The organism is Staphylococcus sp. Z5-21, from assembly GCF_056529615.1.
In genome coordinates, this window is record NZ_CP096462.1 from 989942 (window position 1) to 1005097 (window position 15156).

General features: G+C 30.5%; 13 protein-coding genes. 10 read left to right on the top strand and 3 right to left on the bottom strand.

The window, feature by feature from the left end:
• Positions 1-170 precede the first annotated feature (170 nt).
• The 4 genes from M1D64_RS04940 (at position 171) to M1D64_RS04955 (ending at position 3958) form a co-directional block, all read left to right on the top strand.
• Positions 171-1286, top strand: coding sequence for a GAF domain-containing sensor histidine kinase (locus M1D64_RS04940; protein WP_129530954.1), 1116 nt, complete (start codon positions 171-173; stop codon positions 1284-1286).
• A 14-nt stretch (positions 1287-1300) separates the two neighbouring features.
• Complete coding sequence (locus M1D64_RS04945; RefSeq protein ID WP_002482882.1) at positions 1301-1924, top strand: response regulator; 624 nt, start codon at positions 1301-1303, stop codon at positions 1922-1924.
• 125 nt (positions 1925-2049) lie between these two features.
• The gene (locus M1D64_RS04950; protein ID WP_129530955.1) at positions 2050-3339 is read left to right on the top strand and encodes a dicarboxylate/amino acid:cation symporter; all 1290 of its coding nucleotides are present in this window, start codon (positions 2050-2052) and stop codon (positions 3337-3339) included.
• Positions 3340-3778: 439 nt separating this feature from the next.
• Complete coding sequence (locus M1D64_RS04955) at positions 3779-3958, top strand: hypothetical protein (RefSeq protein ID WP_069822073.1); 180 nt, start codon at positions 3779-3781, stop codon at positions 3956-3958.
• Between the two features lie 146 nt (positions 3959-4104).
• Here the strand turns inward: M1D64_RS04955 and M1D64_RS04960 are convergent, their stop codons facing one another.
• The 3 genes from M1D64_RS04960 to purU all read right to left on the bottom strand — a co-directional run bounded on the left by M1D64_RS04960 (position 4105) and on the right by purU (position 6874).
• The gene (locus M1D64_RS04960) at positions 4105-4413 is read right to left on the bottom strand and encodes a carbohydrate kinase family protein (RefSeq protein ID WP_002482884.1); all 309 of its coding nucleotides are present in this window, start codon (positions 4411-4413) and stop codon (positions 4105-4107) included.
• Positions 4414-4748: 335 nt separating this feature from the next.
• Positions 4749-5549: an ABC transporter permease gene (locus M1D64_RS04965; RefSeq protein WP_041080116.1), complete on the bottom strand. Its 801-nt coding sequence runs from the start codon at positions 5547-5549 to the stop codon at positions 4749-4751.
• A 473-nt stretch (positions 5550-6022) separates the two neighbouring features.
• The gene (gene purU, locus M1D64_RS04970; protein WP_011302813.1) at positions 6023-6874 is read right to left on the bottom strand and encodes a formyltetrahydrofolate deformylase; all 852 of its coding nucleotides are present in this window, start codon (positions 6872-6874) and stop codon (positions 6023-6025) included.
• Between the two features lie 428 nt (positions 6875-7302).
• On the opposite strand from purU, the gene xdrA reads away from it, so the two are divergent.
• The 6 genes from xdrA (at position 7303) to yhaM (ending at position 15034) form a co-directional block, all read left to right on the top strand.
• Positions 7303-7767, top strand: a complete 465-nt coding sequence (xdrA, locus tag M1D64_RS04975) for an XRE family transcriptional regulator XdrA (protein WP_002482887.1) — start codon at positions 7303-7305, stop codon at positions 7765-7767.
• Positions 7768-8014: 247 nt separating this feature from the next.
• Positions 8015-9145: a DUF445 domain-containing protein gene (locus M1D64_RS04980; protein ID WP_129530956.1), complete on the top strand. Its 1131-nt coding sequence runs from the start codon at positions 8015-8017 to the stop codon at positions 9143-9145.
• 68 nt (positions 9146-9213) lie between these two features.
• Positions 9214-9558 (top strand): YlbF/YmcA family competence regulator, encoded by a 345-nt coding sequence (locus M1D64_RS04985; RefSeq protein ID WP_002482889.1) that lies wholly within the window; start codon positions 9214-9216, stop codon positions 9556-9558.
• Between the two features lie 415 nt (positions 9559-9973).
• The gene (locus M1D64_RS04990; RefSeq protein ID WP_041080114.1) at positions 9974-11158 is read left to right on the top strand and encodes a metallophosphoesterase family protein; all 1185 of its coding nucleotides are present in this window, start codon (positions 9974-9976) and stop codon (positions 11156-11158) included.
• Position 11159: 1 nt separating this feature from the next.
• Complete coding sequence (locus M1D64_RS04995) at positions 11160-14093, top strand: ATP-binding protein (protein WP_129530957.1); 2934 nt, start codon at positions 11160-11162, stop codon at positions 14091-14093.
• Positions 14093-15034, top strand: coding sequence for a 3'-5' exoribonuclease YhaM (yhaM, locus tag M1D64_RS05000; RefSeq protein WP_002482892.1), 942 nt, complete (start codon positions 14093-14095; stop codon positions 15032-15034). The genes M1D64_RS04995 and yhaM overlap by 1 nt, the downstream gene beginning before the upstream one ends.
• The last annotated feature ends 122 nt before the right edge of the window (positions 15035-15156 follow it).

Sequence of the window (15156 nt, forward strand, 5' to 3'; positions counted from 1 at the left end):
TTATCAACTATTATCATACCATAAAGAAAGTATTAAAAATATTAGTCAAATGAATTCTATATTTAAAATTTAAATGAATGCATTTATTAATGTTGTAGAAGCAACATTTTAAAATTTAACATGAAGAAGGTATAATATATATTAAAGTAGTAACGGAATGGAATGGTTAAATGGAAAAACCGACAAGACTTGCATTACTTAAAGAAATAGCTGAATTTTTAAATGAAGAAACAGAAACATACAGCATGATGGATGGCGCGTTGAGATATCTTATAGAAGGAACGGATTTTACTACTGGATGGATTTTCTTTATAGATGATGTAGGGCAACATGAATTAGTCTCGCATTTTGAGCTTCCAGGAGCGTTAGCCAAAGACAATTGTAAATACATGTGTGAAGGCACGTGTTGGTGTGTTCAAGCATATCAAAATAAAAAGTTAACTAAGGCATCAAATATTATAAATTGCTCTCGCATTAATTTAGCTAATCGTGCACATCATGCTGAAACAAATGGTATTACACATCATGCAACGGTGCCATTACGTTCAGGAGAAGAACAGTTTGGATTATTAAATGTGGCGACACCTTATAAAACAAGCTACAGTGAAGAGGACTTAGAATTACTAGAGTCAGTTGCTTTTCAAATAGGTTCTGCTATCAAACGAATTATTCTCACAAATAAAGAAAAAGAAGCTGCTCGTATCAGTGAAAGAAATCGATTAGCTCGAGATTTACATGATTCAGTGAATCAATTATTATTTTCTGTGAAACTGACTGCACATGCTGCCCAGGGTATTACGAAAGAGGAAGTATCACGGAATGCGTTTAATGTAATAGAAGATACAAGTCAACAAGCCGTGAATGAGATGCGGTCATTGATCTGGCAACTTAAACCTGTTGGATTAGAACAAGGATTAGTAAATGCATTAAATAACTATAGTGATATTTTACAAATTGAGTTAAGTGTAAAAGTTGAAGGTTTGATTAATTTACCAAGTTTAATAGAAGAAAATGTCTACCGTATTATCCAAGAAGCTATGAATAATACTAAGAAACATGCGAATACAAATGAGATTAATGTGAAATTGACGCAAAATCATCAATCTTTAATCGTGGAAATTAAAGATTTTGGTAAAGGTTTTAATATGAATCAATCAAATTTTAATTATTCACATGGAATCAATAATATGAGACAACGTGCGAAAGCGATGAATGGTAATTTATATATTGAATCAATTGAAAACAAGGGTACTAAAATATATATAAGCGTGCCGTTGTCGTTATAGGAAGGAAGAAAGTTATGAGTCGAATTATACTTGTAGATGATCATCATATTGTTAGGCAAGGATTAGAATTTTTATTATCAACGGTAGAAGATTTAGAGGTTATAGGTGGATTTTCAGATGGTCAAACCTTTTTAGATTATCTAGAAAACAACACGTTACCCGATATTGTATTATTAGATTTAGTAATGCCAAAAATGAATGGTATTGAAATTACAGAATGGATGAAGAAAAAATATCCAAATGTAAAAATATTAGTGTTAACAAGTTATATTGATGATGAACATGTTATTTCTGCAATTGATAAAGGTGCAGATGGTTATGAGATGAAAGATGTAGAGCCTGAGCAATTAATAAAAACAATAAAACATGTTCTTGCAGGAGAAAAAATTATTCATCCTCAAGCACAACATGTCATTGAAACAGTAAGTAAAAAGCCACATTATGCAAACAAGCTTTCAAAAAGGGAATCAGAAGTACTTACGGAAATGGCAAAAGGTAAAACAAATAAAGAAATTGCAGAAACACTTTTTGTATCAGAGAAAACAATTAAAACGCATGTTAGCCATATATTTAGTAAACTTCAAGTAACGGATCGTACACAGGCGGCAATTTATGCTATGCAAAACAATTTAATATAGTGTGTAATAAAACGATCATAAATAATGGCATGGCATGGCAATATATCTATTTTGGTGAATTATTACTTTAATTTATATAAAAATACTATATAATAAATAGTAATAACTAAAAGGGGGATATTGCTATGAAAACGAAGCATCTTTCATTAAAGATTGTCATCGCGTTAGTATTAGGTATTGCAATTGGTTCTATCTTTAATGTATTTTCGAATACAGCTTTTGTAGAAAACGTAGATAAATACCTATTTAATGTTATCGGACAAATCTTTCTGAATTTAATCTTTATGTTAGTAGTGCCAGTTGTTTTTGTTTCCATCGTCTTAGGGGTAGTCGGTGTAGGTGATCCAAAATTATTAGGGGGCATAGGTATAAAAACGATTACCTTCTATTTAACCACGACAGCGATTGCAATTATCATTGGTATTACATTGGCTTTAGTATTACAACCCGGTGCTGGAAAATCAGAACTATTAAATAGTGATGATGTATCCAGTTATCAACAAACATTAGAGAAAGAAGACAGTTCACAAGATTCAGCCGCCAAACAAACATTTGATCAAACTTTAATTAATTTATTTCCTAAAAATCCATTGCAAGCCATGACGGATGAAAATATGTTGCAAATTATTACATTTGCTATTTTCATTGGTGTAGGTATTATCATGGTGGGTTCAAAGGCACAAATGGTTCATAAATTTTTAGAACAAACCAATGATGTACTCATGTATATTGTAACAATGATTATGAGTGTCTTTGCACCAATTGGTACATTTGGTCTTGTAGCACATGCCTTTACTGGTGCTGGATTTGGGGCAATCCAGCAATTAGGTATGTATTTCTTTATTGTCTTACTGGGGTTAGGGATTCATTTCTTTGTGGTATATGGTGCTGCCGTTAAATTTATGGCAAAATCAAGTCCATTAAAGTTTTTCAAAGACTTTATTCCAGCTATCACATTAGGTTTTAGTGCTTCAAGTTCTACGGCTACTTTACCTGTATCATTAGAATGCACGAAAAAAATGGGGGTTAGACGGGAAATTGCTTCATTTGTTCAACCCTTAGGCGCAACGATTAACATGGATGGTACTGCCATAATGCAAGGTGTTGCAACGATATTTATCGCTCAAATTTCTGGCGTGACTTTATCTGTTTCGCAAATTATAACAGTTGTCGTTATAGCAGTTGTGGCATCTATTGGTACAGCTGGGGTTCCTGGCGTGGGATTGATTATGCTCGCAATGGTATTAAATGCAGTAGGACTAGATCCAGCAGCCATCGGTATTATTTTAGGGATTGATAGATTACTTGATATGACAAGAACATCAGTCAATATAACAGGCGACGCAGCATGTGCTTTAGTTATTTCAAAGGCTGAAGAAAGAAAGTTAGCAAAAGAACGTACACTTAATGAATAAATATAGATTAATAAAGGGTAGGGCATAGAAATCAAATTTTCTAATAAAGATTACGTCGTCCTACCTATGCAATCAAGGCAAAGATGACTAGAATAAAGCTTTACCTGAGCTAACGTGCATACATAAGTCTCACTAGCATTTTTATGTGGCATATCTAAGCTTTAGCTTATGCAAAAGAACGATTTGTTTCTATAAAAATGGAAAAATAGTTTTTATAAATAAGTGAGTCTTTATATTTTCAACTCAATCATCTACTGCCTAATTGAAAAAGTCTGAGACATCTATTTTGTCTCAGACTTTTTAATGCGTACTGATATGCTTTAATAGGTTCGTATTTTTAATAATCATAAACACTGAAACACGGATATCATCAAATTAGAAGTGATTTGCATCATATGTTATCTTGTGATTGATCTAAATTTGAAGGAGCACTATGCATATGAATAAAAATAAATTATATGTACTGATTGTCTTAGCAATTTGTTTAATAATAACGGTGATATGCACATACTTTTTTATAAAGAGAGGTCATTATTCAGTATTCATAACATTATCTATACCTTTTATCATTTTAATTATTGATTATTTCTTAGGCAGAAAAGATGATAAAGATAAGTAGTGACAGCCGATTAAATTAGATGCAATATATGTGCAATAACATAAGTAAGTTGCACGTTTGATAGGCAAATTTAATTGATAATCAGTTGTCTGTTACAAACATTTTTTTAGTAACTTGTATTGAAAATGATGAAGGCTAAATGGGTATTATGTAATAGCATGATACAGTTCTACAAATTTTTTTGCATCTTTACGATGGACTTGATCAAATATCCATGTTTCACCATCATGGTCCATTATTGTAATTCTAAAAGGTGAAAGTGAGAAACCTGTCTTCAAGCTTTTGATATCTGTAAATAAAAATGTCTCCTTAATATTTCCAATTTGCATTGTCTCTAGAGATTTAAAGATGATACGATCATCTAGCAAAATGAGTTGCCCTGAAACAGTTTGTAATTGAAAAAATTTTAACGAAGCACTTATAGCAATGACGGGATGATTGATATCTACTTGCATAATTAATTCCCCTATCTAAAGTTTATTTGTCATATATTGATAAAACATTTACTTATAAATTATTTTAATTGAGTATAACATGAGAATAGTCTATTACAAATTACATATATGAAATCTCGGATAATTGTGGAGTTTCAATAATGATTACATCGTTTAGCTAAGGGCGGTTAAATTGAGAAGTGGAAAATAATGTACATTTAAGCTAATGCACATGTATAAAGCCCCGGATACACTTTATATAGAATACAAAAGCTAGAGCTTATGTATAGGAATGCCTTATTTTCATAAAATGAAAAAGTAGTTCTATCAATGTAAGGGAGCTTTATTAAGATAAATTACATAAAATCAGCAAAATGATCTCTATAACGCATGTGCACGACAGCTCCTACGATAAAAAGAATCAAGACAAGTACAAAATTATAAACAGTTAAATGCCAATGATTAATAAAATACCATTCTTTGTGCAATAGGGCGGCTCGGTATCCTTCAGCTAAAAAATAAATCGGGTTTAATTTCATGACTGTTACCACAATTTCATTTTTAGGTGCGTATAATATGGAAGATACAAAAAATATGATTCTCATTAACGATTGAATAACCATTTGCGTATCACGAATCAATACGGCCAAAGTTGATGTGAATATTGAGATAATAGTCGTTAATATTAAGGCATAAGGTACATAAATTAATAATTGTAATGAATAAATAGAAGGGTGATATCCACCCGAAAAGCAAATGATTAACACAATCAACAATAAGCCGAGATGTCCATAAAATCTACTAAATACAATGTAACTAGGTATGACAGATAATGGAAAATTCATTTTTGCAACTTGATTGTATTTTGATACAATCGCTTTTGTACCCTCTAAAACACCTTGATTTACAAAAAACCACATACTTATACCTACAATAAGCCAATAAATAAAAGGTATCCCATCATGAGTAGCATTATTCCGTAAACCTAGACCAAATACAAACCAATATACTGCAATTTGCAATGCTGGATTAATGATTTCCCAAGCTACACCTAAATAATTGTTATGGTTAGAAATTCGTAATTGGAAATCTGCTAGTCTTTTAATTAAATACAGGTTCGTCAACTGTTCCTTTAATATAAACCATACTGAATTCATTTGAACATATCACGCTTTCATATTTAGTTTTTATTAATATTAGTGAAAATAATTATACATTATTTTTGGAATGTAAGTAAATGAATTATCATTTGATACATAGAATATTTTGAGTCATATGATAGGGAGAATAAAAATAGATTATTGAATAGTGCGATTAGATCATTGCTTTCCAATATACTGGTATTTCGAGTCTATTAAATTTAAAAAAATTAATGAAATCGCAAAATCATTTTATAATCGTCAGATTCTGTTGTATAACAGAATTGAACGATATATAAGTAAATTAAAGAAGTATATTACAGGAGTAAGTGGAACTATATATAAATAATAAAGTTATCTGAAGTCAATACAATGAGTTTCAGATAACTTTAAATGTATCTATTTACAATAGTAGGTTTTAGAAAATATATAATTCTTAAAAATTTTATTTTTTATCTCTGAAACAGTGATTAGTACACAAAAAATATTTGTTAATTAAAGACAATCGTCTTATTTCCATCATTTACAATAATTTTATGTTGTACGTGATATTCGACTGCTTGTGCTAGCACGGTTGATTCAACGTGACGTCCTATTTTTCTTAAATCTTGAACACTGTAGCGATGATTTATGCGTGTGACATCCTGTTCGATAATTGGGCCTTCATCTAAATCCGACGTAACATAATGACTTGTAGCGCCTACAAGTTTAACACCGCGTTCCCAAGCTTGTTTATAAGGATTTGCACCGATAAATGATGGCAAGAATGAATGATGAATATTTATAATTTGGTTTGGATAATGACTTACAAAATGATCAGTTAAAATTTGCATATATTTTGCTAGTACAATGAGATCGATTTCGTGATGGCTACAAATATTAAGTATCTCTTGCTCTACTTCTTGTTTCTCTTTATTATTTGGCACATAATAAAATGGAATAGACAAAGATTCAGCAAAATGTCTGTTTGTTTCATGGTTACTTACGACACATACAATTTCTGCAGGCAATTCACCTCGTTGTACTCTTAATAGCACTTCGTTAAATGCGTGATCTTCTTTAGAAACAAATAATGCGATTTTCGTTTTATCATTATTATCGAAAAGTTCAAATTTTATATCGTATTGATTTAAAGTCGATTCTAATGCTTCTTTAAGTTCTGTAACTTGTTCAAATTCTAAGCGTAAAAATAATTTACCATTTTCAGATTGGTTGCTTTCATACTCTGTAAAATGATCTAAATGTAAAATATTAGATCCATGATCCGCAATAATCGTTGTAATTAATGACGTTAAACCTACGCTGTCTGTACATCTAGCTAGTAATATATATGTATTTTTCATATTAAGCACCTCAAAATTTTAAAAGTAACTCAGATTATAATGAAAATTCTAAATAATGTAAACAAAAGCTATCATTTAAATTAATTTAGAGAAATTTGTAGTTTATCTATGCGTAAACAAGAAAAATGGTCTATAATAATAAATAGTGTTTTTATCTTAAAAGAGTAATAAGTAATTTGAGTTGATAACACATTTCACAATAATAATACGCTTACAAACAAAGTGATTTTTGTTTTTAATATATTATAAGATATAAGATTGATTATTTTGATAATTGCGCCAATGATAATTAACAATGAAAATTTCATTTCACTCTTTTATTTTCCTAAAAATTGTATTATGATGTAATTTGTGTTTCAAGAAGCGTGTATTATTGCAATTTCTTGTGTCCGGATAAAATATTCTTTTATGAAAGGTAGATTAAAGTAATGGATAGACAGAGTTTCACAGATTTAATTCAAACAAAATTTAAAATGGTACGTATTGAAGCAGGTTATACGCAAGATACGATGGCCCAAACAATAGGTCTTTCTAAAAAGACATTGGTACAAATAGAAAAAGAGAGAGTATTACCTAACTGGACAACATGTGTGTCAATTTGTGCATTATTTAGAGATTCAGATGTGTTAAATAGTACATTTGGATGTGATCCTCTAGAAATGGTACAAACGATTTCTCGTAATCATTGTGCATATCCTAACCATTCTACAACAAGTGATATCTATTGGAACACTGTTGATAGTCGTAATGGCTTCATCTTACAAAGTAACAAAGTGAGTGATATCTATCGTGTGCTAAATCAAGAGACACAGCCGATATTTGGTACTTCAAAATTAAGAGAAGCTGAAACTTATTTTGGTAGAATTTCTAAAGAAGAATTAATGCACGTATAATATTAATTCAATTAGTGATAGAAGAATCATTATTTATATAATTATCAGTCATGGGAAGTGATATTATATATGAATGATTTAGTCACTCTACCTCTACTTGACCTAAACATAGATTTAGGTCTTTTTTTATGTTATAAGTAAAATTTTGGAATGTTTTTCTACGCAATGAATCGTTATATGTTATACAATGTAAAAATGATTATAAGAAAATTTGAAATTTATTTAAGCAAACAAAGGAGTCATACACATGCAGACATTTTTAGTTATCATCTTTATGATGGTTATAGGCGCACTGATTGGTGGGGTAACCAATGTCATTGCTGTTAAAATGTTGTTTCACCCGTTTAAAACATATTATATTTTCAAAAAAAGAGTGCCTTTCACTCCAGGATTAATACCTAAAAGAAGAAAAGAAATTGCGGATAAAATTGGTCAAGTTGTTGAAGAACACTTACTTACAGAAGAAGTTATTCAAGCTAAGTTAAATGCACCAACTTCTAGAGATGCAATTGAAGAGATTATATTTAAGCAAATCGCTAAATTGAAAGAGAATCATACGACAATACAATCATTAGCAGACATTGTAGATATTGATTTTTCTAAAACAGCAAATCAAAAATTAGATGAATTAATTTCAGATAAAATGGATAACTTTTATTTAGATTATCAAAATACACCAATCCAGCAACTTATTCCTAATGACATTGAAAGTAGTATAGATGATAAAATTGCGCTACTTCCTGAGTTGTTATTTGATAGAGCACGCGTATACTTGAAATCAGAAAAAGGTGGGGCAGATATTGCTTCTATGTTAGATACATTCTTCAACGAAAAAGGAAAAATTGTTGGTATGTTACAAATGTTCATGACAAAAGAAAGCATTGCAGAGCGAATACAGCATGAACTCATTAGATTAACGAGTCATCCTAAAGCAAAAGCAATTGCTACGCAGATTATTGAAAATGAATATGCAACAATGAAATCGAAACAGTTGAATGAATTGATAAATGAAACGCAATATCAAGCTTTTAAAACATCAGTGACAGAATTAGCATTAGGATATGTGGACTTAGAACAAACTTCACATAAACCATTGCATACCATTATGCCAAGCTTTATTTCATTCTTAGAAACAAAAGTATCTAAGACGTTAACCGATGTAATTATTGATAATGCGTCAAAACATCTATCTCCAATTATGAAAAAAATAAACTTGAGACAAATGGTAGAAGAACAGATTAATACATTTGATTTAGCTTATATTGAAAAATTAATCATTGATATCGCTAATAAAGAATTGAAATTAATCATGTTTTTGGGATTTTTACTCGGTGGCATAATCGGTTTATTCCAAGGTGTAATTGCAATTTTTGTATAACATATTAAATTATGTTATTGTAATATCGATGTGGTTTTCACACATATACAAAAAAGGAGTGAAGCATAGTGGCAGTAAATTTATACGATCATGCAAATCAATTAGAACAAGCATTAAGAGAAAGTGATGAATATCAAGCTATTCAAAATGCTTATGCAAAAGTTAAAGAAAATCAAGAATCAAAAGATTTATTTGATGAATTCCGTGAAACACAATTAAGTTTCCAACAAAAACAAATGCAAGGTGAAGAAATCGGTGAAGAAGAGCTACAAAAAGCACAAGAACAAGCTCAAAAAATCGAAAATGATTCAAACATTTCTGAATTAATGGCTGCTGAACAAAATATGAGCCAAGTATTCCAAGAAATCAACCAAATCATTGTTAAACCTTTAGATGAAATTTACGCTGACTAATTTTTAGTTGAATATAAATGAATTTTATTTAAATAATATAGTCGTTTAAAGAATAAAACAGTAATCCTATCTTTTATAAATTTGATTTTGTAGTAGTTCAATACCGATGCGACCTATATGGTTAAATAGATCGAGACATATATTTGTCTTGGTCTATTTTTTTGTGAATATATAGATTGATTATATTTTGGCTATTGATTGAAAGGGATTTTTACTAATAAGGTAGATATTAGAGAAACAAAGTGATTGCTCGCTTAGTTTTATCGACTGGTGAATAAACAATATGGTAAAATATAGAGGTAAAAGGATTGTTATGCATACAATTTAACAAGTGACAGAAATAACTTAGATGTTAATTAATTGTGGTATGTGCATAAGTACAAATAAACCTTTCAATAAAGGAGAACTATACTGTATGGTGAAATTTATTCATTGCGCTGACTTACACTTAGATAGTCCTTTTAAATCTAGAAGTTATCTTAGTCAGTCTATTTTTGATGATATGCAAAAAAGTGCTTACGAAAGTTTTAAAAAAATAGTAGATTTAGCATTAAATGAAGAAATAGATTTTATGATTATTTCTGGTGATTTATTTGATCAACATAACCGCACGCTACGTGCAGAGGTATTCTTAAAGGAACAGTTTGAACGATTAAAGAGAGAACAAATATTTGTTTATTTATGTCACGGGAATCATGATCCATTATCAGCAAGTATTGGCACAGTATGGCCAGATAATGTTTCCGTTTTCTCTGAAAATGTTGAAACTTATCAAACAATCACTAAAAATGGCGAAGAGATTTATTTGCATGGTTTTAGTTATCAAAATGATGCAAGTTATGAAAATAAATTAGATGCATATCCTTCAAGTCAAGGTCAAAAAGGCATACATATTGGTATCTTGCATGGTACATATAGCAAATCAAATACCAATGATCGATATACTGAATTCAGACTAGAAGACTTAAATAATAAGTTATATCACTATTGGGCTTTAGGCCACATTCATGAGCGTCAACAACTGAGTGATATGCCACAAATTCATTATCCTGGTAACATTCAAGGCAGACATTTTAAAGAGCTGGGTGAAAAAGGATGCTTGTTAGTTGAAGGGGACGATTTAAAACTCAACGCGCAATTTGTTCCTACTCAATTTATAAGATTTGAAAAAGCAACTATAGAATCGGATAAAACATCGAAGCAAGGTCTTTTTGATGACATTCAATCTTTTAAATCACAAGTGAGAAAAAATGGAAAAGCCATCTATCAACTGAATGTTGTTGTAAATTCAGATCAATTGATATCTGAACAAGATATTTTGCAAGTACATGAAATGATAAGTGATTTTGAAGAAAATGAGCATGATTTTGTATTTGTAGAACAACTCTCAATTAAAAACAAATATGAAGATCAAAATACATTAGTTAAAGAATTCTCGCCTGAATTAATAGATGATACAACTGTTTATGACGGTGCTATGAATGATTTGTATTTAAATCCCAAAGCGTCTAAATATCTAGAAAATTATAGTGATTTCGATAGAAGAGCATTAATTGAACATGCTGAAGAATTATTGAAGTCAGATATGAGGGGTGAATAATATGAAAATCAAATCATTAGAGATTTATGGATACGGTAGATTTATTGAAAGAAAAATTGAATTTGACGAATCATTTACTCAGATTTATGGTGAAAACGAAACGGGTAAATCTACAATACAAGCATTTATTCATTCAATTCTCTTTGGATTTCCTACAAAAAAAGAGAACGAACCACGTTTAGAACCAAGATTAGGTAATCAATACGGTGGTAAATTAACATTAATTCAAGATGACGGCTCGCTCGTCGAAGTAGAACGTATTAAAGGCAGTGCGACTGGTGATGTGAAAGTTTATTTGCCTAATGGTAGCATTAAAGATGAAAGTTGGTTAAAAAAAGAACTTAATTTTATCTCGAAACGTACGTATCAAGGGATTTTTTCATTCGATGTTTTAGGGTTGCAAGATATTCATAAAAATATGGATGAAACACAATTACAAAATTATCTTTTACATGCTGGTGCTTTAGGCTCTACTGAATTTACGACTATGCGTGAGGTATTAAATACTAAAAAGGAAGAACTTTATAAAAAAAATGGTCGCAATCCAATTATCAATCAACAAATAGAACAACTGAAAGAATTAGAAGGCCAAATTCGTGAAGAAGAAGCAAAATTAACTTCTTATAAGCGATTAGTAGATGATAAAGATAAAGCAGAAAGACGACTTAATAATTTAAAACAAAATTTAGCACAGCTATCTAAAATGCATGAACGTAAACAAAAAGAACTCGCTTTACTTGAACAGACTCAAGAGTGGAAACAATTGGAAACCCAATTGAATATAGAGCCTGTTGTTTTTCCAGAACAAGGTATAGATCGTTATGAATCGGCAAAGTTACAAACTCAAAATTTAAAGCGTGATATCAGTTTAAGAACAGAACGGTTAGCACATCTTAAAGCCGAAAATGAAAAAATAACAGTACCAAGGCAAAGTGACATTGATGCATTTAATCATTTACATCAACAAGAAAATGAAATAAAACAAAAAGAATATGAAGTTAAGGCGTTAGATAAAGAAATACAAGATAAAGAACGTGAAAAAGAAGGCTTGAAGTCAAACATTGGATGGCAAACTGTTCATCATGAAGTCGATGGTTCAGAAGCTATGAAGAGTCATGTCAGTAATCAAATAAAAGATAAACAAGAACAAATGGCTTATATCCAACAACTCGAACGTAATATTGAAGAAAATAAAATTGATAATGATACAAATCACGCAGAAATGAATGCGCTTGAAGCAGATATTGTTCCAGAAGAGAACTTTGAAAAGAAAAAACAATATAATAGACAAGTGTTTGAGCTTCAAGAGAAAAACAATCTTTATCAAAAAATGAAAGAAACATTTGATAAAGAGCAAAGAGAGAATGAGAAGAAACAAAATTTAATGCGAATAAGTTTAATTATATTGGCTATTATTGGCATTGGACTGACAGTCTTCTCATTTGTATCTGCGAATATCATTTTCGGGATTATCTTTGCTATTCTATCAGTCGTATTTATTGTCGGTATATTCTTTGTTAAAACGAAAGAGGTCGGACATAGTGAATCTTTCTCTAAAGAAATTGAAGATTTGCAACAGCAAGTAACACAACTTGAAGATAACTATGATCTTGACTTCGACTTGGATGATCAGTACAGAGTACGAGAACAGCTACAAACAACAATCAAAACAAAAGAAGCAATAGATAAGAAGGCTGAATACTTAACCAATACTTTAACTCAGGCAAAGGAACAATATCAAAATGCGCAACAAAACATTGATAAAGTGAAAGCTGATTTATATTTATCTGATAAAATGTCAGATGAATTAATCGTAGATAGTATTGGAACAATGAATAAAATTAAAACACATGAAAAGCATATCGATGATTTGCAAACACAGGTACAAGCCTTAAAACAACAATTAAATGATTTTTACGAACATGCGCAAGAAGTAACTAAAAACCAATTTACGTATTTTAATGAATTATCGCTATTTCACGATATAAGACAATGGCTTAAAGAAGAAACAAGTAATTTGGAAAAATGGACACGTAATGATGAACAAATCAAATTAATTGAAAGTGAAGTTTCACAACTGAATAGTAGATTAAATGAAAATAGCCGTGTGATTGACCAATTATTCAATTTTGTTAATGTTAACGATGAAGAATCATATTATCAACATCATGTTCAATATCAAAATTATCATCAAAATATGTCGAGATTTAATGACTTATCAAAATATCTGGAAAATCAAAATTATAATTATGATACAAGTTCAAGTTTAAGTGAGAAAACATCTGCACAACTTACTAACGAAGATGAAGTATTAGCACGTCAAGTTGATGATTATAATGATCAGTATTTAGAAATGCAATCTGAAGTAAGTGACTTAAATGCCAAAATCACAGATATGGAAACAGATAAGACTTTAGCTGATTTAAGACATAGATTCCACATATTGAAAAATAAAGTGAATGCTGAAGCGAAAGATTGGGCAAGTTTAAGTTATTTACAAGCATTGGTAGAAGGACATATTAAACAAATTAAAGATAAACGTTTACCACAAGTGATAAATGAAGCAACAGATATCTTTACGCATTTAACAAATGGTCATTATGTTCAAGTTACGTATGCAAATGATAATTTAATGGTTAAACAAGTTAATGGTCAAATGTATGAACCCGTTGAATTAAGCCAATCAACAAAAGAAATCTTATACATTGCATTGCGTTTAAGTTTAATTAAAACATTAAAGCCATATTATCCGTTCCCAATTATCATAGACGATGCGTTTGTTCATTTTGATAAGCAAAGAAAAGAAATCATGATGAATTATTTGAGACAAATGCCTAACAGTTATCAAATCCTATACTTTACATGTGTGAAAGATAATAGTGTGCCTTCAAAACAAATTATTACTTTAGATAAAATTCAGGAAGGCGGTAAATAATGAGAAATGTAGAAAAATTAAATCCAGGTGATTCAGTAGATCATTTTTTCTTAATCCATAAAGCGACACAAGGTGTTACTGCTCAAGGTAAGGACTATATGACACTATACTTACAAGATAAAAGTGGCGATATAGAAGCCAAATTGTGGACTGTGAGTAAAGAAGATATGAAAATATTAGAACCTGAGAAAATCGTACATGTTACTGGTGATGTAATTAATTATCGTGGTCGTAAGCAAATGAAGATAAACAAGATAAAATTAGCTACACCAGATGATAATATGAAAACGCAAGATTTTGTTGATGGGGCGCCGCTTACTCCAGATGAAATTCAAGAGGAAATATCGCATTATATGTTGGACATTGAAAATGCAACGTTACAACGTATTACGAGACATTTGATACGTAAGCATCAAGAAGCGTTTTTTACTTTTCCAGCAGCTAGTACACATCATCATAATTTTGCGAGTGGTTTAAGCTATCATGTGTTAACAATGCTACGTGTTGCAAAATCAATTTGTGATATTTATCCATTGTTAAATCGCAGTTTGTTATATAGCGCAATTATTTTGCATGATTTAGGCAAAGTTAGAGAATTAAGTGGTCCAGTAGCTACTTCCTATACTGTCGAAGGTAATTTATTAGGGCATATTTCAATTGCTAGTGATGAAGTCGCAGAAGCGGCAAGAGAGCTGAATCTTGAAGGTGAAGAAGTGTTATTGCTACGCCACATGATTTTAGCGCATCATGGTAAAATGGAATTTGGTTCGCCGAAATTACCTCATATGAAAGAGGCAGAAATATTATTCTTCATTGATAATATAGATGCGAAAATGAATATGTTTGAAAAAGCTTATAAGAAAACTGATAAAGGTCAATTTACAGAACGTATTTTTGGATTAGATGGTAGACAATTTTACAATCCTAAATCGCTAGATTAATAATGAAGGTCTTTTAGGTTGGATATATAATATTAAAAGGTTCGAGACATTTGTGGATGTTCTCGAACCTTTTTCATTTTCGAAAAAAGTGGTATAGAAATCTAATTGAATAGGTTTCTATA

What these genes read in the sequence shown, in the direction of transcription:
- M1D64_RS04940 (WP_129530954.1), top strand. Translation starts at nt 171, where the DNA reads ATGGAAAAACCGACAAGACTTGCATTACTTAAAGAAATAGCTGAATTT.
- M1D64_RS04945 (WP_002482882.1), top strand. Translation starts at nt 1,301, where the DNA reads ATGAGTCGAATTATACTTGTAGATGATCATCATATTGTTAGGCAAGGA.
- M1D64_RS04950 (WP_129530955.1), top strand. Translation starts at nt 2,050, where the DNA reads ATGAAAACGAAGCATCTTTCATTAAAGATTGTCATCGCGTTAGTATTA.
- M1D64_RS04955 (WP_069822073.1), top strand. Translation starts at nt 3,779, where the DNA reads ATGAATAAAAATAAATTATATGTACTGATTGTCTTAGCAATTTGTTTA.
- M1D64_RS04960 (WP_002482884.1), bottom strand. Translation starts at nt 4,413, where the DNA reads ATGCAAGTAGATATCAATCATCCCGTCATTGCTATAAGTGCTTCGTTA.
- M1D64_RS04965 (WP_041080116.1), bottom strand. Translation starts at nt 5,549, where the DNA reads ATGAATTCAGTATGGTTTATATTAAAGGAACAGTTGACGAACCTGTAT.
- purU (WP_011302813.1), bottom strand. Translation starts at nt 6,874, where the DNA reads ATGAAAAATACATATATATTACTAGCTAGATGTACAGACAGCGTAGGT.
- xdrA (WP_002482887.1), top strand. Translation starts at nt 7,303, where the DNA reads ATGGATAGACAGAGTTTCACAGATTTAATTCAAACAAAATTTAAAATG.
- M1D64_RS04980 (WP_129530956.1), top strand. Translation starts at nt 8,015, where the DNA reads ATGCAGACATTTTTAGTTATCATCTTTATGATGGTTATAGGCGCACTG.
- M1D64_RS04990 (WP_041080114.1), top strand. Translation starts at nt 9,974, where the DNA reads ATGGTGAAATTTATTCATTGCGCTGACTTACACTTAGATAGTCCTTTT.
- M1D64_RS04995 (WP_129530957.1), top strand. Translation starts at nt 11,160, where the DNA reads ATGAAAATCAAATCATTAGAGATTTATGGATACGGTAGATTTATTGAA.
- yhaM (WP_002482892.1), top strand. Translation starts at nt 14,093, where the DNA reads ATGAGAAATGTAGAAAAATTAAATCCAGGTGATTCAGTAGATCATTTT.